This window comes from Streptomyces sp. NBC_01381 (assembly GCF_026340305.1).
Classification (GTDB): domain Bacteria; phylum Actinomycetota; class Actinomycetes; order Streptomycetales; family Streptomycetaceae; genus Streptomyces.
This window is the reverse complement of the sequence record NZ_JAPEPI010000001.1, coordinates 1617306-1639024: the sequence shown is the minus strand read 5'-3', so window position 1 is coordinate 1639024 and position 21719 is coordinate 1617306. Positions and strand designations below refer to the sequence as shown.

Below are 21719 nucleotides of genomic sequence, written 5' to 3'. Positions count from 1 at the left end.
CTCCACGCGCGCGTGGAGGGCCCGTTGTCAGTGTTCCGTACGGCTCAGGGCCGCAGCCCCAGGGTGTCGCTCGTGCTCTTCTCGACGGCCTTCTCCGAGAAGGACCACGGCAGCAGTTCGCCCTTGACCCACTTGGTGGTCTGGTCGGTGTAGTGCGCGTTGTAGGCGTGGCCCGAAGCGCCGGTGAGGTTGATCCACTTGGACTTGTCGAGGTCCTTCAGGTTCACCACCATCCGCATCGACGGCACCCACTGCACACCGTAGCCGCCCGCCGCGTTCCAGCCGGTGGCGTTGACCGCCGCCTCGCCGCCGCCCAGCTTGAACGGGCCGCGGTTGAGCATGAACTGGAGCCAGCCGGGGCCATCCACGCCCAGGGTCTGGTTCTTCAGGGTCAGCCGGTGCAGGCGGCCCCAGCTCCAGGTGTCGATGTCCTTGCCCAGCTTGGCCGTCAGGTCCCAGCGGGCGTCCTCCATGGCCCGCGCGAACAGCTGGTCGCGGGTCTTGGTGGCGGCGTCGGTGCGCGTCTTCGGCGACTCCCACCAGTCGTTGTCCTCGTCGTCGAGGATCGACCGGATCACTTCGTAGTAGCGGTCGCCGCCGTCGGGCTGTGCCGACTCGGAGTCGCGCTCGCCGCACTCGCGCACCGGCTCGGCCTCGTCGGCGGGGCCCGTGTTGCCGGCCGGCTCGACGTTCAGGCACTGGCCCTTGACCCGCAGCTCCTTGGGGAGCTTGTTGCCGATGGACAGCTTGAGGATGTTGCGCCAGACCGAGTTGAAGTACGCCGCGGCCGCCGAGTCGGCGTCCTGGGTGTAGTCCCAGCCCTCGAGGAGCTTCTGCGCCTCACGGACGTACGAGTCCTTGATGTCGATCTTGAGCAGCTTGGGCACCAGCAGCTTGGCGATCTCGCTGCTGTTGTCCATCTGCATCGTGCGCATGTCCTCGGTGGAGATCTTTCCACCGTTCTTGATCTTCGACTGGATGAGGTCGGTGATGCGCTGGCTGCGCGCCCCGTAGCCCCAGTCCGACGTGAGCTTGTACGGGTACTTGTCCTCGTCGATGACGGCCTGGTTGGCGGTCACGATGTAGCCGCGCTTCGGGTCGTACTCGTAGGGCAGCGCGGACTGCGGGATGTAGCCGGTCCAGCGGTAGTCGGAGTCCCAGCCGGGCGCAGGGAGCGCGCCGTCGCCCTTGCCGCGGACCGGGATCTTGCCCGGCGCCTGGTAGCCGATGTGGCCCTTGGTGTCCGCGTAGATCAGGTTCTGGGAGGGCACTTCAAAAGAAGCGGCCGCCTTGCGGAAGTCCGAGAAGTCCTTGGCCTTGTTGAGCCCGAAGACGGCGTCCATCGACTTGCCCGGCTGGAGCGCCGTCCAGCGCAGCGAGACTCCGTAGCCGTCGCCCCGGTCGGGGGCCGCACTGTCGACGGTGGCCTTCTTGCCGACCTTCACGAGCTCGTCGTCGCGGTCGGACAGGAGCGGACCGTTGTCGGTCTCGCGGACGGTGATCTCCTTGGACTTGCCGCCCGCGACCTTGATGGTCTCCACACGGCTCTTGAAGGGCACGACCTTGCCGTCGTACTCGTAGCCGTCGCCTGCGAACTTCTCCAGGTAGAGGTCTGTGACGTCGGCGCCGAGGTTCGTCATGCCCCAGGCGATGTCCTGGTTGTGGCCGATGACCACGCCGGGCATCCCGGAGAACGTGTACCCGGAGACGTCGTACTGGCAGTCCTTGGAGACCGTCCGGCAGTGCAGGCCCATCTGGTACCAGACGGACGGCAGCTGCGGCGACAGGTGCGGGTCGTTGGCGAGCAGCGGCTTCCCGGTGATGGTGTGCTCTCCGGAGACCACCCAGGAGTTGGAGCCGATGCCGTTGCCGTTCGGGCCGAGGCCCGCGTCCGGGATGTCGTCCAGGACGTCGGAGAGGCCGGAGAGCTGGGACTGCAGGCCGTCGGGGGCCTCCGTGTTGCCCGCGAGGCCGGTGCCCGCCGCGCCGCCGGTGCCCGACTGGCTGCCCGTGGCGCCCTTGCCGTCGTACTCCTTGGTGGCGCTGTTGTAGGCGCCCTCCTGGACGATCGGCTTGTTCCGGTCGTACGGGTACTCCGGGTACAGGTCCTTGATCTGCGACGGGCCGAGGCGGCTGGTCATCAGGGACCGGTCGATCTCGTCCTGCATGTTGCCGCGCAGGTCCCAGGCCATGGCCTTGAGCCAGGCCACGGAGTCGACGGGCGTCCACTCCTGGGGCTTGTAGTCGTTGGTGAAGCCAAGGGCGGCGTACTCCAGGGAGATGTCCTTGCCGTCCTTGCCCTTCAGGTAGGCGTTGACTCCCTTGGCGTACGCCTGGAGGTACTTCTTCGTCTCCGGCGAGAGCTTGGAGTCGTACTCCTTCTGCGCCACCCGGTGCCAGCCGAGCGTCCGCAGGAACTCATCGGTCTTGACCTGGCCCTTTCCGAACATCTCGGAGAGCCGACCGGAGGTCATATGGCGGCGGACGTCCATCTCCCAGAAGCGGTCCTGCGCCTGGACGAAGCCCTGGGCCATGAACAGGTCGGCGTCGGACTCGGCGTAGATCTGCGGGATTCCGTTGCCGTCACGCTTCACGTCGACGGGACCGGAGAGGCCGTCGAGCTCGATCGTTCCCTTGGTCTGCGGGAAGGAGGCTCGCACGGTACTGATGCTCCAGTACGCGCCGTAACCGATGCCCCCCACGATGGCCAGGACCAGGACGATCACGATGAGTCGGGCTCGGCGCCCCTTCTTCTTGCCGGACTTATGACCGGAAGAGGCGGTGGTATTCGAGGGCATCGCTGTCCTTGCTGTCCTTACGCGAGCGGCAGTGCCGGCTGGGCGGTGGTGGGAGCGCTGGAGCAACCATAGGCGCAGGGCACTACGGCCTCGGACGCGGAGTCAGGAACCTACATCGCGACGCACCGGATAGGCGTTCGAGGGCATCAAGGAAGCGTTAACAATTAGGTAAGGTAACGAAGTACTTGGCCTAGGTGACGAAGTACTTGGCTAGCACGGAGGAAGGAACGGCCCCTGACTGTCCACGATCTCAACCAGCTTCTGCTCATCTGCTCGCTCGTCCTGCTCGTCGCGGTCGCGGCGGTCCGGATCTCGTCGCGCAGTGGGCTCCCCAGCCTGCTCCTCTACCTCGGCATCGGCGTTGCGATCGGCCAGGACGGCATCGGCAACGTCACCTTCAACAATGCCGAGTTGACGCAGGTCATCGGCTATGCGGCGCTGGTCGTGATCCTCGCCGAGGGCGGTCTGGGCACGAAGTGGAAAGAGATCAAGCCGGCCCTTCCGGCGGCCGCCGCGCTCTCGACGGTGGGCGTCGCGGTGAGCGTCGGCGTGACGGCCGCCGCCGCCCACTACTTGGTCGGCCTTGAGTGGCGGCAGGCGCTCATCATCGGCGCGGTGGTCTCCTCGACGGACGCGGCGGCGGTCTTCTCCGTGCTGCGGAAGGTGCCGCTGCCCTCACGCGTGACGGGCATCCTGGAAGCCGAGTCGGGGTTCAACGACGCCCCTGTGGTGATCCTGGTCGTGGCGTTCTCCACAGCGGGCCCCGTGGAGCACTGGTACGTCCTCATCGGCGAGATCGCCCTGGAGCTTGCGATCGGTGCGGCGATCGGCATCGCGGTGGGCTGGCTCGGCGCCTACGGCCTGCGGCACGTGGCGCTGCCCGCCTCCGGCCTCTACCCCATCGCCGTCCTCGCCATCGCGGTCACGGCGTACGCGGCCGGCGCCATGGCGCACGGCAGTGGATTCCTCGCCGTCTACCTCGCCTCGATGGTCCTCGGCAACGCCAAGCTGCCGCACTGGCCGGCCACCCGCGGCTTCGCCGAAGGGCTCGGCTGGATCGCCCAGATCGGCATGTTCGTCCTGCTCGGCCTGCTGGTCACCCCGCACGATCTGCTCGACGACACCTGGCCCGCGATCGTCATCGGCCTGGTCCTGACCGTGGTGGCCAGACCTCTGGAAGTCGCGATCGCCCTGCTGCCGTTCCGCCTGCCCTGGCAGGAGAAGGCCCTGATGTCCTGGGCGGGCCTGCGCGGCGCCGTGCCCATCATCCTCGCCACCATCCCCATGGTGAACGGCGTCGACGACAGCCAGCGGATCTTCAACATCGTCTTCGTCCTGGTCGTCGTCTACACCCTCATCCAGGGTCCTACGCTGCCGTGGCTGGCCAAGAAGCTGCGCCTGGGCGACTCCACGGGCGCCGCCGACCTGGGCATCGAATCGGCGCCCCTGGAGCGCCTGCGCGGGCATCTGCTCTCGGTGGCGATCCCCAAGGGCTCGCGGATGCACGGCGTCGAGGTGGCCGAGCTGCGGCTGCCCGCCGGGGCCGCGGTCACGCTGGTCGTACGGGACGGCGAATCCTTTGTGCCGCTGCCCACGACCGTGCTGCGCCGCTGGGACGAGCTCCTGGTGGTGGCCACCGACCCGGTGCGCGACGCCGCGGAGCAGCGGCTGCGTGCGGTCGGACAGGGCGGAAAGCTGGCCGGCTGGCTGGGAACGAGCGACCAGGAACCGGACGGGCGGGGCAATCGCAGGTGACGGGCGCCTCATTCTCCGTATTCGCAGGCTTGATACGCCTGATCCCTGTACGATGAAGGCGCACATGATCTGAAGCGATCGATCATGTCTGAACCAACTGATCGAACCAACTCTGTCTGACGCAGAGCTGGCGCCGACCGTATGGCGGCCGCGTGTCCTCGCAGTGGGCAACCGGTATCTACCGCAGTTCCGCGCAAGAGGACAGCTCTCGGCGCCGTCGCCCTGAAAAGGGGGCCGCGCTACCAGGCGGCAGAAAGGCACGGGCCGTGGCATCCACGGTCACCTCCCGCCCCGGATACGGACAGCTGCTGCGCACCCGCGGCGCCTGGACGTTTCTCCTGCCCGGCTTCGCGGCACGCCAGCCCTTCGCGATGCTGACCATCTCCATCGTCCTGCTGGTGCAGCACACCACCGGCTCCTACGGCGCCGCGGGCGCCGTCTCGGCCGTCACCGGCGTCTCCATGGCGGTGTTCGCCCCCTTCAGCGGCAAGCTCGCCGACCGGTTCGGCCAGCGGGCCGTACTGGTGCCCGGCGTGCTCATCCACACCGTGTCGGTGCTCTCCCTGACGCTGCTCGCGCTGTCGGACGCCCCCTTGTGGGCCCTGTTCGTCGCGGCGGTGCCCACCGGCGCCTCCACGCCGCAGATCGGCCCCATGGTGCGGGCCCGCTGGGGCGTCAAGCTCCAGGACTCCCCGCTCGCCAGCACGGCGGCCGCCTTCGAGTCCGTCACGGACGAGCTGACGTTCGTCCTCGGCCCGCTCTTCGCCACCGCGCTGTGCACCACCATCGACCCGTCGGCGGGACTCTTCACGGAGGCCGGCCTCACCCTGGTCGGCGGCCTGCTGTTCGCGGCACAGAAGAGCACCCAGCCCAAGCCCGCCCCGCGTGACGAGCACGCGCGCGTGGAGCACGTCTCCGCGCTGCGGGTCCCCGGAGTGCGGGTCCTGATCGTCACCTTCCTGGGCATCGGCGCCGTCTTCGGCGGCATGCAGGTCGCCCTTGCAGCCTTCACCGAGTCGATCGGCGAGCCCGGCCTGAACGGTGTCCTCTACGGCACCTTCGCGGCGGGCAACATGCTCTCCGGCCTCGCCTGCGGTGCCATCGCCTGGAAGATCGCCCCGCAGCGGCGCCTCGTCGTCGCGTACGCGGCGCTGACGCTGATGGCCTCCGGGCTCTGGGCCATGCACTCCGTGGTGCTGCTCGCCGGGCTCGGCCTCCTGGTGGGTGTCTGCATCGCTCCGGCGCTGATCACCGGCTACACGCTGGTGGACAAGCTGGTGGCGCCGACCGGCCGCACCGAGGCCTTCACCTGGCTGACGGGCGCCGTCGCGCTCGGCCAGGCGGCCGCCGTCACGGTGGCCGGACAGCTGGAGGACCGCCTGTGGGACGGCGCCGGATTCCTGGTGCCGCTGGGCGGTACGGCGCTGGCCCTGGTGGTGCTGCTCGCCCTGCGTTCACGGCTCGCACCCCGGTCCGTCGGACGGACGGTGGCGCGTGGCGTCGGTCACCGCGAGCCGGTCACGGTGGACTGATCTCGCGGAATACGTCACTATGGACCGTCGTTAGCACTCATCGAGTGAGAGTGCCAGGAGGAAGCAAGTGCCGACGTACCAGTACCAGTGCACCGAGTGCGGCGAGGGCCTCGAGGCGGTGCAGAAGTTCACCGATGACGCCCTGACCGTGTGCCCCGGCTGCGACGGACGCCTCAAGAAGGTGTTCTCGGCCGTCGGCATCGTCTTCAAGGGCTCCGGCTTCTACCGCAACGACAGCCGCGGCTCCTCGTCGAGCAGCACGCCGTCGTCGACGTCGGCGTCGAAGTCGTCGGACTCCAAGTCCGCGTCGACCGCTTCGTCGTCTTCTTCGTCCTCCTCGTCGGACTCCAAGTCGTCCGGCTCCGCGTCGACCTCGTCCTCGGGGTCGTCCGCCGGCTCGTCGGCCGCCTAGGCCCACCACGCCTTTCTTCCAGGTCCCCGCCGTCTTCCGACGGCGGGGACCTCGGCGTACCACCGCCCGGCTACTGTGCTGGACATGGCGAAAACGGCGAACGCGACGCGGGCCGACATCGGTGTCATCGGCGGCTCGGGCTTCTACTCCTTCCTCGACAACGTGACCGAACTCCAGGTCGACACCCCCTACGGGGCGCCGAGCGACTCCCTCTTCCTCGGTGAGATCGCCGGGCGGCGGGTCGCCTTCCTGCCCCGGCACGGCCGCGGGCACCATCTGCCGCCGCACCGCATCAACTACCGCGCCAATCTCTGGGCGTTGCGCTCCGTGGGCGTACGACAGGTCCTCGGGCCGTGTGCGGTGGGCGGGCTCCGTCCCGAGTTCGGGCCCGGGACGCTGCTGGTGCCCGACCAGCTCGTGGACCGCACGAAGGCCCGTACGCAGACGTTCTTCGACGGGGTCCCGCTCGCGGACGGCAGCATTCCGAACGTCGTGCACGTGTCCCTTGCCGACCCGTACTGTCCGGCTGGGCGCAGCGCCGCGCTGAAGGCGGCGCGCGGTCGTGACTGGGAGCCGGTGGACGGCGGGGCGCTGGTGGTGATCGAGGGGCCGCGGTTCTCGACCCGTGCGGAGTCGCGCTGGCACGCGGCGCAGGGCTGGTCGGTGGTGGGCATGACCGGGCATCCCGAGGCGATCCTCGCCCGTGAACTGGAGCTCTGCTACACGTCGTTGACGCTGGTCACGGATCTCGATGCGGGGGCGGAGAGCGGCGAGGGCGTCTCGCACGACGAGGTCTTGCAGGTGTTCGCGGCGAACGTGGACCGGCTGCGGTCGGTGCTTTTCGACGCGGTGGCGGGGCTGCCGGCGGAGGGCGAGCGGGACTGTTTGTGTGCGGGGGCGCTGGGTGGGATGGACCCGGGGATCCGGCTGCCTTGAGGCGGAACTTCCCCTTCGGGTGAGGGAGTTGTCCACAACCGGCGAGTAGTACACGGGGCTCAGCGGGAATCGGCGCGGGCCTGCATCGTGAGAGCGGAAGCCAAGCTCATATCTCTCGTCGCAGGCGGTGGTCGTCGTGATCCCAGTCCGTTCACAGCCCCAGTCTCACTCGCAGTCCCATTCCCCGTCGCAGCCCGAGCTCCAGGTCCACCGGCCGGCCGACGGCTGCCAGGTGCCGCACTTCGCTCCCGTTCGGGTACGCGGCGGGCGGCACCGGCTGCGACGGCTGCTGCGGCACAGACGGCGCGCCATGGCCGCGGGGCTGGCGATGACCGCCGCCGCGCTCGTGGCCGCCGGGCCTCGGGACGCCGAGCGGGTGCGGCCGCAGGGTCAGCCGTCCGCTGCCGCCGCGCCCTCGCGCGAACGGGCCGCCGCTCTGGTGACGGCTCCCGTGCGGATCGCGGACGCGGCGACGGTGCGGCTGCTGCACCGCGGGGACCGGGTCGACGTCGTCGCCGCCGACGGCTCGACGGCGGGAGGCGGCGCACCGCGGGTGGTGGCTGCCGGCGCCAGGGTGGCCGAGGTGCCCGAGCCGGACGACGGGGCCGAAAGCGCTGCGGAGGGCGGGGCGTTGGTGGTGCTCTCCGTACCGCGGGCGACGGCCGCGCGGCTGGCCGGCGCGGGGGCGAGTGCGCGCCTGGCGGTGACGTTGTGCTGATTCATGACGTGTGCAGCTGCACTGACATGCGGTCACGTAGCTCGTTCGATGTGCCCAATTGGACAGGCCCGCCGGGCGCTGCCGTAGGTTGCGAAGCTGTCTGTTTTACGACCTGCATGTGCAACGAAAGGCCTCGTGGTGAGCGAGAAGAAGGAACCGGGTCTCTGGGAGGGCTTCAAGGCCTTCCTGATGCGCGGCAACGTCGTCGACCTGGCGGTCGCGGTGGTCATCGGCGCCGCGTTCACGAACATCGTGAACTCGGTGGTGAAGGGCGTCATCAACCCGCTGGTCGGTGCCTTCGGGACGAAGGATCTCGACCACTACAGCTCGTGCCTCAAGGCCCCGTGCGTCATGAAGCCCGACGGGACGGTCGAGAGCGGCATCCCGATCATGTGGGGCTCGGTTCTCAGCGCGACCCTCAGCTTCGTGATCACCGCGGCCGTCGTCTACTTCCTGATGGTGCTTCCCATGGCCAAGTACCTGGCCAAGCAGGCGGCGCGGAAGGCCGCCAAGGAAGGCACGCAGGAGGTTGTCGAACTGTCCGAGCTGGAGGTTCTGAAGGAGATCCGCGACGCCCTGGTGGCGCAGCGCGGCTCTGGGCACAGCGAGCCCTAGCGAGGGCTCAGAGGTGGTGGGGCGGCTTCTCGTCGAGGAAGCGCGCCAGGTCGGCGGCGCTGTCGCCGCCGACCGGAGGCCGCTCGCCCCACCCGCGGTCCGTGTCGTCCGAAGACTGCTGCGACAGGGGGTCGTCGAAGACCAGGGCGCTCTTCGGCTTCTTCGGCGCCGTGGAACCCTCCGGGGTCTCCGATTCCTTCGGATCGCGCGGTTCGGGGGCGGGGGCGGTGCTCATGTATCCAGGGTACGTCCGTGGGGCGCTGGTGGACCCGGCAACCGCGGGCCGGCCGCCGTCAGACGGCCTTGAGGCCCTGGGCCGCGAAGATCTCCTTGGCCGCGGCCACCTGCTCCGGGACGGGCGATGGGGTGTCGCGCAGCGTGAAGTCCTTGCCGAGCGCGTCCCACTTCGCCTCGCCCAGCTTGTGGAAGGGCAGCACGTCGACGCGGGAGACACTGCCGAGCGAGGCGGCGAAGCGTGCGACGCCCTCGATGTTCGCCGGATCGTCGGTCAGACCGGGGACGAGCACGAAACGTACCCAGACGTCCTTGCCGAGTCCCGCGAGGCGGTGGGCGAAGTCGAGGGTGGGCCGCAGGGGGCGGCCGGTGACCTTCTTGTACGTCGCGGGGTCCCAGGACTTGATGTCCAGCAGGACCAGGTCGACATCGCGGAGCAGGGCTTCGGTGGCGCGCACGCCGAGGAAGCCGGAGGTGTCCAGGGCGGTGTGCAGGCCCAGTTCGTGCTTGAGGCGGTGCAGCAGTTCGCCGGTGAAGACGGGCTGCAGGAGGGGTTCGCCGCCGCTGACGGTGGCCCCTCCCCCGGCGGCGGAGATGAACGTCGTGTACTTGCCGGCCTCCGCGATCATGTCGTCGACCGCCGTCCGCTTGCCGTTCCGCATCCGCCAGGTGTCGGGGTTGTGGCAGTACAGGCAGGTCAGCGGGCAGCCGGAGAGGAATGTGACGAAGCGTGTGCCGGGACCGTCGACCCCCGTGGACAGGTCCCAGGAGTGGATGGATCCGGTGACCGGGCGGCGGGTCACGGCGGCCGCCGGGGTCGCCGTGCCGCGCACGGTCTCCGTACCGAGCACGGTCTCCGTGTCGAGCAGAGCAGTCATGGCAGGGCTCCAGGTGGCTCAGAGCTAGGTGGCTCAGAGCGAGCCGTGGAAGGTGCGGTTGATGACGTCGAGCTGCTGGTCGCGGGTGAGCCGGATGAAGTTGACCGCGTAGCCGGAGACACGGATGGTCAGCTGCGGGTAGTTCTCCGGGTGCTCCATGGCGTCTTGGAGGGTCGCCTTGTCGAGGACGTTGACGTTCATGTGGAAGCCGTCACTGGCCATGAAGCCGTCCAGGACTCCGGAGAGGTTCGCGATCCGCTCTTCGGGAGTGCGGCCCAGGGCGTCGGGGGTGATGGTGTTGGTCAGCGAGATGCCGTCCTCGGCGTCGTCGTAGTCGAGCTTGGCGACCGACAGCGCGGAGGCGATGTAGCCGTGCTCGTCACGGCCGTTCATCGGGTTGGCGCCGGGCGCGAAGGGCTCGCCCGCGCGGCGGCCGTCGGGGGTGTTGCCGGTCTTCTTGCCGTAGACGACGTTCGAGGTGATCGTCAGGACCGACTGGGTGTGCACCGCGTTCCGGTAGGCGGGGTGCCGGCGGATCTTGCCCATGAAGTCGGAGACGATGCGCCGGGCGATGGCGTCCGCGCGGTCGTCGTTGTTGCCGTAGGCGGGGTAGTCGCCCTCGATCTCGTAGTCGACGGCGAGGCCGGTCTCGTCACGGATGACCTTGACCTTGGCGTGCTTGATGGCGGAGAGCGAGTCGGCCGCGACCGAGAGGCCCGCGATGCCGCAGGCCATGGTGCGCAGGATATCCCGGTCGTGCAGGGCCATCTCGATGCGCTCGTAGGCGTACTTGTCGTGCATGTAGTGGATGACGTTCAGCGCGTGTACGTACGTCTTGGCGAGCCAGCCGAGCATCGCGTCGTAGCGTTCGGCGACTGTCTCGTAGTCCAGGTGGTCGCCCTCGATGGGCTCGAAGCCCTCGACGACGCGCTTGCCGGTCTTCTCGTCGCGGCCGCCGTTGATCGCGTAGAGCAGGGCCTTGGCGACATTGACGCGGGCGCCGAAGAACTGCATCTGCTTGCCGACGGCCATGGCGGAGACACAGCAGGCGATGGCGGTGTCGTCGCCGTACTTGGGGCGCATCAGTTCGTCGGACTCGAACTGGATGGCCGAGGTGTCGATCGCGACCTTGGAGGCGAAGTCCTTGAATCCTTGCGGGAGTTGCCGCGACCAGAAGACCGTGAGGTTCGGCTCGGGCGCCGGGCCCAGGTTGTAGAGGGTCTGCAGGGCGCGGAACGTGGTGCGGGAGACCAGCGGGCGGCCGTCGTCGCCGATGCCGGCCATGGACCAGGTGACCCAGGTCGGGTCGCCGGAGTAGAGCTCGTTGTACTCGGGGGTGCGCAGGAAGCGGACGATGCGGAGCTTGATGACGAAGTCGTCGATGAACTCCTGGGCCTCGGCCTCGGTGAGGCGGCCGGCCTCGATGTCGCGCTGGAGGTAGATGTCGAGGAAATTGTCGATGCGGCCGATCGACATGGCCGCGCCGTTCTGCTCCTTCACGGCGGCGAGGTAGCCGAAGTACAGCCACTGGATGGCTTCGAGACCTGTGGACGCGGGGGCGGAGATGTCGTGGCCGTACGACATCGCCATGGCCTTCAGTTCGCCCAGGGCCTTGATCTGCTCGGAGGTCTCCTCGCGGGCGCGGATGACGTCCTCGGTGGCCCACTCCTCGTTCAGGAGCGCCTTGTCGGCTTCCTTCGCGGCGATGAGACGGTCGACTCCGTAGAGCGCGACGCGACGGTAGTCGCCGATGATGCGGCCGCGGCCGTAGGCGTCGGGCAGGCCCGTGATGATGCCGGAGGAGCGGCAGGCGCGGATCTCGGGGGTGTAGGCGTCGAAGACGCCTTCGTTGTGGGTCTTGCGGAGGTGGGTGTAGATCTCCTTGACCTCCGGGTCGGCCTTGTAGCCGTAGGCGTCCAGGGCGCCCTCGACCATCCGCCAGCCGCCGTTGGGCATGACGGCGCGGCGCAGCGGGGCGTCGGTCTGCAAGCCGACGACGAGGTCGAGGTCCGCGTCGACGAAGCCCGGCTCGAAAGCGTCGATGCGGGACGGGGTCCGCACGTCGACGTCGTAGATGCCGCGCTCGTTCTCCGTCGGGAACATCGACAGGAGCTTCTGCCAGACCTGGGTGGTGCGTTCGGTCGGTCCCGCGAGGAAGGAGTCGTCGCCCTCGTACGGCGTGTAGTTGTGCTGGACGAAGTCCCGGACGTCGATGGCGTCCTGCCACAGGCCGCCCTTGAAGCCGTGCCAAGCCTGGCCGTGCTCTGTCGGCACCTTCGTTTCCGCAGGGGTGGCACTCATGACCCGCACCTTCCGAATCGCCTTTTCGCTCTGCTTCCATTGCACTCCCGCCGGGGCGGCTCGGGGGGCCGCAATGGTCCTCGATACGGGACCAAAGGTCCCTCAGCTAGGGGACTCGGCGCCCTTGCGGGCGTAGAACCACCAGCAGACGGCGATGCAGCTGGCGTAGAAGGCCACGAAGCCCCACATCGCGCCGGTGACCGGGAAGTTGGCGAACATCGCCGGGATGAAGAAGAAGCCGTACGCCGCGACGGCGGAGGTGAATCCGGTGACGGCGCCCGCCTCCATCTCGGACTGCTTGAGCGCCATCGCGTACTCGGGCGTGCCCTCGGTCAGGCCCTTCAGATGCTGGTCGCGGAAGATCACCGGGATCTGCCGGAACGTCGAGCCGTTGCCGATGCCGGAAAGGAAGAACGCGCACAGGAAGCAGACGAGGAAGCCCCAGAAGTTGCCGTTTTCGCCGCCGGAGGGAAGGAAGTTGATGACGCCGATGATCGAGAGCGCCATGCCCACGAACGAGATGATGGTGACCCGCGCCCCGCCGATCTTGTCGGCGATCCAGCCGCCGGCCCATCGGGCGAGCGCGCCGACGGCCGGGCCCATCCAGGCGTACGTCGCTGCGGAGTAGGCCGCGTCGATGGGCGTGAACGTGGTCTTGATGAGCATCGGCAGGGCCGCAGCAAAGCCGATGAAGGAGCCGAACGTGCCGACGTAGAGCCAGGTCATCAGCCAGTTGTGCTTGCGCTTGAAGATGATCTTCTGCTTGCTGAAGGGGGTCGACGCGACCTTCAGGTCGTTCTGGCCGAACCAGGCGATGACGGCCAGGATCACCAGGACGGGCACCCACAGGAACGCGGCGTTCTGCAGCCAGACCGGTGTGCCGTCGGCCTTGTGCTGGGCCGAGCCGACCGCGATGACCGAGCTGGTGATGACGATCGGGGTGACCAGCTGGATGACGGAGACTCCGAGGTTGCCGAGGCCGCCGTTGATGCCGGTCGCGTTGCCCTTGTCCTTCTTGGGGAAGAAGAAGCCGATGTTCGCGAGGGACGAGGCGAAGTTGGCGCCGCCGACGCCGCACAGGGCCGCGATGGCGATCATCACGCCGTACGAGGTGTCGGGGTTCTGGACCGCGATGCCGAGCCAGATCAGCGGGACGACCAGGACGATCGTGGAGAGCGCGGTGAAGCGGCGCTGGCCGATCATCGGGCCGAGGAAGGTGTAGATGATCCGGGCCGTGCCGCCCGTGAGGCCCGGGACCGCCGTCAGCCAGAACAGCTGCGATGTGGAGAAGCCGAAGCCGACGTCCTTGAGGTTGGTGGCGGTGACCGACCAGACCTGCCAGACCACGAAGGCGACGAGGAGGGCGGGGACCGCGATCCACAGGTTGCGGGTGGCGACCTTCTTGCCGGTGGACTTCCAGAAGAGTTCGTTCTCCGGCTCCCAGTCGGTGATGGTCCGGCCGGGGCGGTACTGCGCGGGGTCGTACGACGTGCGTACGGGTGCGGGCGGCGCTTCTTGGGCGGCAGGCGATCTCATGTTGGTTCCCAGTTCGCTACGGGTCCCGACCTTGCTCCGGGGCCTGACACTTCCACGATCGGCCCCGCGCGCCGCCAGGAGCAGAGGCCTTGGGCACCAGGTGACCAGGACAAAGAGCGCGGGCTCCGCGGGACTTCGGACCCCTGTCGGTGCCGCGCACGTGCGTGCCGCGCCCGGGCGGGTGTCCATCGGGTGGGAACGGGTGCCGCAGCCGCATTCGGCCCAGAGCTTCTGCTGTGCTTTGGGCATGGCATCCACACCGGCCTCCGCGCCGACCCCAGACCCAGGTTCCGGCTCCGGGCACCCCGGCCGCCCGGTCCCCGCATCGGCCACCCTGCGCCCCCTGGTCGCGCGCGGGCGGGACGAGGAGCACCGGGCGGCGACCCCGCTGGAACTCTTCTTCGACCTCTGTTTCGTCGTGGCGGTCGCCCAGGCCGGTGCCGAGCTGGTGCATGCGATCGCCGAGGGCCACGCGGGCGAGGGGATCCTCAACTACGCGATGGTGTTCTTCGCGCTGTTCTGGGCGTGGGTCAACTTCTCGTGGTTCGCGTCGGCGTACGACAACGACGACGTGCTCTTCCGGGTCGTCACGCTCGTCCAGATCGCCGGTGTGCTCGTCTTCGCCGCGGGGGTCTCCGAGGGGTTCCAGGACCACGACTTCCTGCTGATCTGGCTCGGCTACCTGATCATGCGGGTCGCGCTCACCACGCAGTGGCTGCGCGTCGCGTCCGCCGCGAGCGGGGAGGAACGCCGCACCGCGCTGCGGTACGCCGTGGGTGTGCTGCTCTGTCAGATCGGCTGGTCCGGGCTCCTCTTCCTGCCGGAGGGCGCCCGTGGGTGGCTGTTCCTGGTGATGGCGATCGCCGAGATGTGCGTACCCGTCATCGCCGAGCGGGCCTACACCACGCCCTGGCATCCGCATCACATCGCGGAGCGGTACGGCCTGTTCACCATCATCGTGCTCGGCGAGACGATCGCGGCGGCGACCGTCGCCGTGAAGTCCGGCATCGACGAGAACGACGAACTGGGCGAGCTCCTGCCCATCGCCGCGGGTGGCCTCCTGATGGTCTTCGCAGCCTGGTGGATCTACTTCGTCGTGCCGATCCACGGCCGCCTGAGCACCAACCGGCAGGCGTTCCTGTGGGGTTACGGGCACTACTTCATTCTCGGCGCGGCCGCGGCGATCGGCGCCGGCATCGAGATCGCGGTCGAGCAGGCAGTCGGCAAGGCACACATCTCGACACTGGCGGCGTCCGCCTCGGTGACCGTACCGATGGCGCTGTACCTCCTCACGGTATGGCTGCTGCACTCCCGCTACTACAAGGTGGGCATCGCACAGCAACTGGTGTTGCCAGGTGGGGCGTTGGCGACACTCGCGAGTACGTTCGCGGGGAGCTGGGCGGTCCCGGTGGCGGGCCTCGTCGCGACGGCGACGGTCGCGACCGGGGTGACACTGACGCGACGAATGGTGGCAGCCACAAACGACTGACTCGCCCCGGCCCGGCCCGGCGGGGGGCTGCGGGCAGGTGAGGGCGCGGCTTGGCGGGTGGCGGCGCGCAGGTGATCCGGCGCGGCTTGGCGGGTAGCGGCACACAGGTGATCCGGCGCGGCTTGGCGGGTGACGGCACGCAGGTGATCCGGAGCCGCTTGGCGGATGACGGCACGCAGGTGACCCGGCGCCGCCCGGCGGACGGCGGCGCACAGGCGCCGCTCGGCCCCATCTCGGCGAATGACCGCACGCAGACGACCGGACCCGGCCCGGCGGACGACTGCACACAGGCCACTCGGCCCGGGCCGGCGGACCACTGCACGCGGGCGACTCGGCCGCGCCCGGCAGATGGCGGCGCGCAAGCGACTCCGCTCCGGCCCGGCGGACCACGCCCACACACAACCCAACCAACACCGCCCAGCGGACAACTGCCACGCACGCACAACCCAACCAACCCCGCCCGGCGGACAACTGCACGCACGCCGCTCGCCCCCACCCGCGGATGGCTCATACGCGGCGGCCCGCCCCGCCCGGCGCGTCTCGCGTGATACGTAGGTCGGCATGACTTCCGACGTCCCGAACCGCCCCGCCAACCACCCCACCACCAACTCCCCGGCCGACATGCCGAGCCGTCCCGCCTCCGGCTCGCTGACCGATGTTCGGGGTCTGCGTGTCGGGCACGCGACCCTCGGCGGGGGTGATCACCCGGGTCACCTCACCGGGGCCACCGTCGTGCTCGCGCCCGAGGGTGGTGCCGTTGCCGCCGTGGATGTGCGGGGTGGTGGGCCCGGTACGCGGGAGACGGATGCGCTCGACCCGCGGAATCTGGTGCAGCGTGTCGAGGCGGTCGTTCTTACGGGCGGCAGTGCGTACGGGCTCGACTCCGCTTCCGGGGTGGTGGCGTGGCTGGAGGAGCAGGGGCGGGGTGTGCGGGTGGGTCCTGATCCCTCTCATGTCGTTCCCGTGGTGCCTGCCGCCTGTGTCTTCGACCTGAGCAGGGGCGGCGACTTCAAGGCGCGCCCCGATGCGTCGACCGGTCGCGCCGCCGTGGAAGCCGCCGCGCGCACCGAGATCTTCGCCCCGGTCCAGGAGGGCAACGTCGGCGCGGGTACCGGCGCGGTGGTCGGCAAGGTCAAGGGCGGCATCGGCAGTGCGAGTGTCCGGCTCGACTCGGGCATCACGGTGGCCGCACTGGTCGTGGCGAACGCCGCGGGTTCGGGGTTCGACCCGGAGACCGGCGCGCTGTACGGGCGGTTCTTCCAGCACTTCCAGCACTTCCAGCACTTCGAGGGGCGGCAAGACGCCTACCCCTCGCCCGAGGTCCACGAAGAGGCCCAGCGACGTCTCGCCGAGGCCGCCGCCGAGAACGGGCCGCCGCCGCTGAACACCACCCTCGCCGTGGTCGCCACGGACGCCGAACTCACCAAGGCCCAGGCGCAGAAGCTGGCCGGCACGTCGCACGACGGCATGGCCCGCGCCGTACGCCCCGTCCATCTCCTCAACGACGGGGACACCGTCTTCGCCCTCGCCACCGGCGAGCACGCGCTCGCCGCCGACAACCCCCTCGCCCTCAACGAGATCCTCGCGGCGGGCGCCGACCTGGTGACCACCGCGATCGTCCGGGCGATGCTGGCCGCGGAGTCCGTGCGCACCCCCGGCGGCACGTTCCCTTCGTATCTCGACCTCTACGGCAAGTAGGCCCACCCCAAAGCACAGCCCCAAAACACAGCCCCAAAGCCGCATCAACCAGGGCAGGTTGGTGCGGCTTCGCTGTGCCTGCGCTCACACCATCCGGACGGAACCTTTCCGCCCGCACGTCGCTCTTTACCCGTACTGGACCAGAACGCGCACTTGGCACATAGATGGAGCAGCCCGTGACAACGTCGTACACAGCCAGGCCTCGGCGACGCACCCTGCTGGCAGCCGCCGCACTCGCCGCCGCGGGTGCGCTGACCCTCACGGCCTGCGGCGGCGACGCGGACGCGAACGACGACGGCAAGAACGGCGAGGGCAAGGAAGCCGGCGGCCTCGCCGTCACCATCTCCGCCAAGGACGGCTCGACCGGCGCCTCCATCAACGCCACGGGCGTCAAGGTCAAGGGCGGCAAGCTGACCGACGTGAAGATGACGCTGGTCTCCACCGGCGCCGCCGTCGACGGCACGCTCTCCTCCGACGGCACGAGCTGGAAGCCCAAGGCCCAGCTGGAGCGCGGCATGAAGTACCGCATCACGGCCGACGCCAAGGACGCCAAGGGCAAGGAAGCGACCGAGAACTCGATCTTCACGACCGTCTCGAAGGCCAACAGCTTCATCGGCAGCTACACACCGGACGGCGGCACCAAGGTCGGCGTCGGTATGCCCGTCTCCTTCACCTTCGACAAGGCGATCACGGAGAAGCAGGACGTCCAGTCGCACATCAAGGTCACCTCCGACAGCGGCCAGAAGGTCGTCGGCCACTGGTTCGGCGACAACCGCCTGGACTTCAGGCCCGAGGAGTACTGGAAGGCCGGCTCCAAGGTCACGATGAAGATCGACCTGGAGGGCGTGAAGGGCGCGGAAGGCGCCACCGGCGTACAGAACAAGACGGTCAGCTTCACCGTCGGCCGCGCCCAGGTCTCCACGGTCGACGTGCAGGCCAAGAAGATGACGGTCGAGCGGGACGGAAAGGTCGTCAAGACCATCCCGATCTCCGCGGGCAGCCCGTCGAACCCCACGTACAACGGCCAGATGGTGATCTCCGAGAAGTTCACGCAGACCCGCATGAACGGCGACACGGTCGGCTTCGGCGGTGAGTACGACATCAAGGACGTCCCGCACGCCATGCGTCTGTCCTCGTCCGGCACCTTCATCCACGGCAACTACTGGGGCTCGCCCTCGATCTTCGGCAGCGCCAACACCAGCCACGGCTGCGTCGGCCTGCAGGACGCGCAGGGCGCGGGCGACTCCAGCACGCCGGGCGCGTGGTTCTACGACAACTCCCTGATCGGGGACGTCGTGACGGTCAAGGGCTCCCCGGACAAGACCGTCTCCCCGGACAACGGCCTCAACGGCTGGAACATGTCCTGGAGCGAGTGGACCGCGGGCAGCGCCGGCTAGCCGTAAGCCATCCAGAAACCGCTTCAACACCACGAGCCGCACGGGAACTTGCCGTGCGGCTCGTACGTTTTCCCGTTCCCGGACATGATGTCCGACCCAGGGGCTACGGTATGCACTCACAAGGTGACATGCAGCAACGCCGGGAGAAACCTTGAGCGTTCCGTACGAGTACGAGACAGCGTACGAGCCACCCCAGTCGCCCGAGCAGAAGCCTCCGCACTCTCCGCAGGAGCACCTCGAGCGGCTCCTCGGCCGCGCCCTGAACTCCTTCGACCTGCCGGACGAGACGATACGGCGCCTGGACTCGGCGATCGCGTACGACAGTTCGCTGCACTCCGCGCACCACAGCGCGGGCCTGCACCGCGAGACGTACCGGCACACGTGGCTGCTCGCCGATGCCAGCGCGCTCACCCTCTGGGAGCTGGTGCACAACACGAACCCCGACAGCCACCCCCAGCACGAGCTGTACGCGGACGAGGAAGAGGCCGGCGTCGCCACCTCGCGTCTTCCGCTGCCGCCGGACACCGCGCCGGTCGCCTGCGAGCAGCCCGTCATGCTCCAGCTCCCGGCCCCGGACGAGCCCCGGCACACCTACGTCCCCGACGACTCGGCGGACCACGGGCGCCGGCTGCTGCGCCGCGCGGAGAACCCGATCGGCGCGGGACGGCCGGGCGACGAGATCGCGCGGCAGCTGCGTTCGGCGTTCGCGCACCAGATCACGCAGGCCTTCGGGCGCCCCTGCCTGGCCGGCGAGGCCCGCTTCTGCTTCTCGCTCTACGAGCACGCGTTCCTGCTCTTCGACGGCAGCGAGCTCAGCCTCTGGGAGGTCGAGCACACGGTCACGCCGGACAAGCGGCACATGTGCGAGGTGTACGTCACCGAGAACGCGGCCCGCGAGGCGATGGAACTGCGGGCCAGGAGCATTCCGCAGCAGCGCTCCTCCTGACCAGGCGCTTAGTTAGGACCGGCCCTCGCCGAACTGCCGTACAAGACCCGCGAAGGCGGCCCGCTCGTCCGGCGTCAGCTCCACCGTCTCCGTGCGCGGCGGGCCCGTCTGCGCGGGCAGCGCGCGCAGCGCCTGAGCCTGGTGCCAGACGTCCACATCGGACCGGTCGCGCCGCAGTACCCGCACCAGGCCCACGGCCCAGACGACGGTCGCGGCAGCGAGCACGGCCACGCCTGTCTGCTGGAGGATCGAGACATTCTGGAGCATGCCGCACAGTAGACAACACGATCCGGGACTTCCGACAGGGGGGCCGTGGGACTTACGTCCTGAAGTGACGCATGTCGCACAACCCCCCTCATAAGGGACTCATCGGGGCCTCATCAGGACCTCATCGGGACCTCTTGGGGACCTCTTGGGGCTCAAGCAGCCGCCGTGACCTGCTCCTTCGGCGCGGCTTCCGCAGCGGCCGCCGCGCTCTCGCCGCTCTCCCCGCTCTCCGAAGGAACCGGCTTCCGGGCCCCCTTGAGCAGGACGACCGCCACGGTCGCGACCCCGATACCGGCGGCGATGGCCACCAGGTAGAGCAGCGGCCGGCCGATCAGCGGCACCACGAAGATGCCTCCGTGCGGGGCCCGCAGCGTGCAGCCGAAGGCCATCGACAGGGCTCCGGTGACCGCGCCGCCCGCCATCGAGGCGGGGATCACCCGCAGCGGGTCGGCCGCGGCGAACGGGATCGCGCCCTCCGTGATGAAGGAGGCGCCAAGGAACCAGGCCGCCTTGCCGTTCTCGCGCTCCGTCTTGGTGAAGAGACGGCCGCGGACGGTGGTGGCGAGCGCCATGGCCAGCGGCGGGACCATGCCGGCCGCCATCACCGCGGCCATCACCTTGAGGCTGCCCTCGGTCGGGTTGGTGAGGCCGCCGACGGCGAAGGCGTACGCGACCTTGTTCAGCGGGCCTCCGAGGTCGAAGCACATCATCAGGCCGAGGATGACGCCGAGGATGATCGCGTTGGCGCCGGAGAGGCCTTCGAGCCAGTCGGTGAGCGCCCTCTGCAGCGAGGCGATCGGCTTTCCGATCACCAGGAACATCAGGAAGCCCACGACCGCCGACGAGATCAGCGGGATCACCACGACCGGCATGATGCCGCGCAGGACCGCCGGGATCCGGACCCTCTGGATCCCCATCACCACGCCGCCCGCGATCAGACCCGCCGCGAGGCCGCCGAGGAAGCCCGCGTTGATCGTGACGGCGACCGAGCCGCCGACGAAGCCGGGGACCAGGCCGGGCCGGTCGGCCATTCCGTACGCGATGTAACCGGCGAGGACCGGCACCAAGAAGGCGAAGGCGAGCCCGCCGATCTGGAAGAGCAGCGCGGCCCAGCTGGTGGTGTCCGTCCACACGAAGTGCTTGGCGACGGACGGCGCCTTGTCGATCTGCCAGCCGCCGATGGCGAAGCCCAGGGCGATGAGGAGGCCGCCCGCGGCGACGAACGGGACCATGTAACTGACGCCGGACATCAGCCACTTGCGCAGCTTGGTGCCGTAGCCGTCGCCGCTGTCGCCCGCGTTGTCCACCGGGGTCGGGGCGCTTGCCGTGGTGATCTCGCCGCGGGCCGCCTTCTCGCGGGCCTCCGCGATGAGTTCCGCCGGGCGGCTGATGCCGGCCTTCACGCCCACGTCGACCGTGGGCTTCCCGGCGAAGCGGTCCTTGTCGCGTACGGGGACGTCGTGGGCGAAGATGACCGCGTCCGCGGAGGCTAGGACCGCCGGGTCGAGGCGGGTGAATCCCGCTGACCCCTGGGTCTCCACCGTGAGTTCTACCTCTGCCTCGCGGGCTGCGTTCTCCAGGGACTCCGCTGCCATGTAGGTGTGGGCTATGCCCGTTGGGCAGGACGTGACGGCGACTATGCGGAACGGCTCCGCCGGGGGCGGGTCGTTTTCCGGCTGCTGGTCGGTGGGGGCTTGTGTGTTTTCCCCAGCCACCCGCCCATTACCCCGGATCAGAGCAGTTGCCGTCGCGGCGTCCGTCGCACCCCGCAGCGCGCTCGTGAACTGCTCGTCCATCAGCTGCCTTGCCAGCGACGACAGGATCGTCAGGTGGGCGTCGTCCGCGCCCGCCGGGGCGGCGATGAGGAAGATCAGGTCCGCGGGGCCGTCCGGCGCCCCGAAGTCGATGCCGTCCGCCGAGCGGCCGAAGGCCAGGGTCGGCTCGGTGACATGGGCGCTGCGGCAGTGCGGGATGCCGATGCCGCCGTCGAGGCCGGTCGGCATCTGCGCCTCACGGGCCGCAACGTCGGCGAGGAACCCCTCCAGGTCGGTCACCCGGCCCAGGGACACCATGCGCTCGGCGAGGGCTCGGGCCGCCGCTTCCTTGGTTCCGGCGGACCGGTCGAGTTCGAGGTCGACCAGTTCCGCGGTGATCATCTCGCTCATCGCGGGCTCCTTCACAGGGGACTTGGCTTGTGGGGGCGGGGA

Annotated in this window: 17 protein-coding genes; 10 read left to right on the top strand and 7 right to left on the bottom strand. The window is 69.2% G+C overall.

Features of this window, described 5'->3' with window-relative positions; translation table 11 throughout:
• Positions 1-44: 44 nt before the first annotated feature.
• Positions 45-2798: a penicillin acylase family protein gene (locus tag OG453_RS08005; RefSeq protein ID WP_266865903.1), complete on the bottom strand. Its 2754-nt coding sequence runs from the start codon at positions 2796-2798 to the stop codon at positions 45-47.
• Between the two features lie 234 nt (positions 2799-3032).
• Between OG453_RS08005 and OG453_RS08000 the strand changes: the two genes are divergently transcribed.
• The 6 genes from OG453_RS08000 (at position 3033) to mscL (ending at position 8766) form a co-directional block, all read left to right on the top strand.
• Positions 3033-4553 (top strand): potassium/proton antiporter, encoded by a 1521-nt coding sequence (locus OG453_RS08000; RefSeq protein ID WP_266869746.1) that lies wholly within the window; start codon positions 3033-3035, stop codon positions 4551-4553.
• Positions 4554-4819: 266 nt separating this feature from the next.
• Entirely contained in the window at positions 4820-6085 is a 1266-nt protein-coding gene (locus tag OG453_RS07995) for an MFS transporter (RefSeq protein WP_266865901.1), read from the top strand.
• A gap of 67 nt (positions 6086-6152) precedes the next feature.
• Positions 6153-6497 (top strand): FmdB family zinc ribbon protein, encoded by a 345-nt coding sequence (locus OG453_RS07990; protein ID WP_266865899.1) that lies wholly within the window; start codon positions 6153-6155, stop codon positions 6495-6497.
• An 84-nt stretch (positions 6498-6581) separates the two neighbouring features.
• Positions 6582-7433, top strand: coding sequence for an S-methyl-5'-thioadenosine phosphorylase (locus OG453_RS07985; RefSeq protein ID WP_266865898.1), 852 nt, complete (start codon positions 6582-6584; stop codon positions 7431-7433).
• Between the two features lie 232 nt (positions 7434-7665).
• Positions 7666-8151, top strand: a complete 486-nt coding sequence (locus OG453_RS07980) for a hypothetical protein (RefSeq protein WP_266865896.1) — start codon at positions 7666-7668, stop codon at positions 8149-8151.
• Positions 8152-8289: 138 nt separating this feature from the next.
• On the top strand, positions 8290-8766 hold the full coding sequence (mscL, locus tag OG453_RS07975) for a large conductance mechanosensitive channel protein MscL (protein WP_266865894.1): 477 nt from the start codon (positions 8290-8292) through the stop codon (positions 8764-8766).
• 7 nt (positions 8767-8773) lie between these two features.
• Here the strand turns inward: mscL and OG453_RS07970 are convergent, their stop codons facing one another.
• The 4 genes from OG453_RS07970 to OG453_RS07955 all read right to left on the bottom strand — a co-directional run bounded on the left by OG453_RS07970 (position 8774) and on the right by OG453_RS07955 (position 13715).
• On the bottom strand, positions 8774-9001 hold the full coding sequence (locus OG453_RS07970; RefSeq protein ID WP_266865892.1) for a hypothetical protein: 228 nt from the start codon (positions 8999-9001) through the stop codon (positions 8774-8776).
• Positions 9002-9059: 58 nt separating this feature from the next.
• A complete protein-coding gene (gene pflA, locus OG453_RS07965) occupies positions 9060-9878 on the bottom strand; it encodes a pyruvate formate-lyase-activating protein (RefSeq protein WP_266865890.1) in 819 nt (272 codons plus the stop codon).
• A gap of 33 nt (positions 9879-9911) precedes the next feature.
• Complete coding sequence (gene pflB, locus OG453_RS07960; RefSeq protein WP_266865888.1) at positions 9912-12179, bottom strand: formate C-acetyltransferase; 2268 nt, start codon at positions 12177-12179, stop codon at positions 9912-9914.
• A 102-nt stretch (positions 12180-12281) separates the two neighbouring features.
• On the bottom strand, positions 12282-13715 hold the full coding sequence (locus OG453_RS07955; RefSeq protein ID WP_266865886.1) for a NarK family nitrate/nitrite MFS transporter: 1434 nt from the start codon (positions 13713-13715) through the stop codon (positions 12282-12284).
• 247 nt (positions 13716-13962) lie between these two features.
• On the opposite strand from OG453_RS07955, the gene OG453_RS07950 reads away from it, so the two are divergent.
• The 4 genes from OG453_RS07950 (at position 13963) to OG453_RS07935 (ending at position 19245) form a co-directional block, all read left to right on the top strand.
• On the top strand, positions 13963-15204 hold the full coding sequence (locus OG453_RS07950; RefSeq protein ID WP_266865884.1) for a low temperature requirement protein A: 1242 nt from the start codon (positions 13963-13965) through the stop codon (positions 15202-15204).
• Between the two features lie 621 nt (positions 15205-15825).
• Positions 15826-16902, top strand: coding sequence for a P1 family peptidase (locus OG453_RS07945; RefSeq protein ID WP_266869745.1), 1077 nt, complete (start codon positions 15826-15828; stop codon positions 16900-16902).
• A 164-nt stretch (positions 16903-17066) separates the two neighbouring features.
• Positions 17067-18299 (top strand): Ig-like domain-containing protein, encoded by a 1233-nt coding sequence (locus OG453_RS07940; RefSeq protein ID WP_266865882.1) that lies wholly within the window; start codon positions 17067-17069, stop codon positions 18297-18299.
• 151 nt (positions 18300-18450) lie between these two features.
• Entirely contained in the window at positions 18451-19245 is a 795-nt protein-coding gene (locus OG453_RS07935) for a DUF6227 family protein (RefSeq protein WP_266865880.1), read from the top strand.
• 12 nt (positions 19246-19257) lie between these two features.
• On the opposite strand, the gene OG453_RS07930 is transcribed toward OG453_RS07935, so the two are convergent.
• Both OG453_RS07930 and OG453_RS07925 read right to left on the bottom strand, forming a co-directional pair.
• Entirely contained in the window at positions 19258-19512 is a 255-nt protein-coding gene (locus OG453_RS07930; protein WP_266865878.1) for a hypothetical protein, read from the bottom strand.
• A 152-nt stretch (positions 19513-19664) separates the two neighbouring features.
• Positions 19665-21677 carry a fructose-specific PTS transporter subunit EIIC gene (locus tag OG453_RS07925; RefSeq protein ID WP_266865877.1) on the bottom strand — a complete coding sequence of 671 codons (2013 nt, stop codon included), beginning with the start codon at positions 21675-21677 and terminating at the stop codon, positions 19665-19667.
• Positions 21678-21719: the final 42 nt, after the last annotated feature.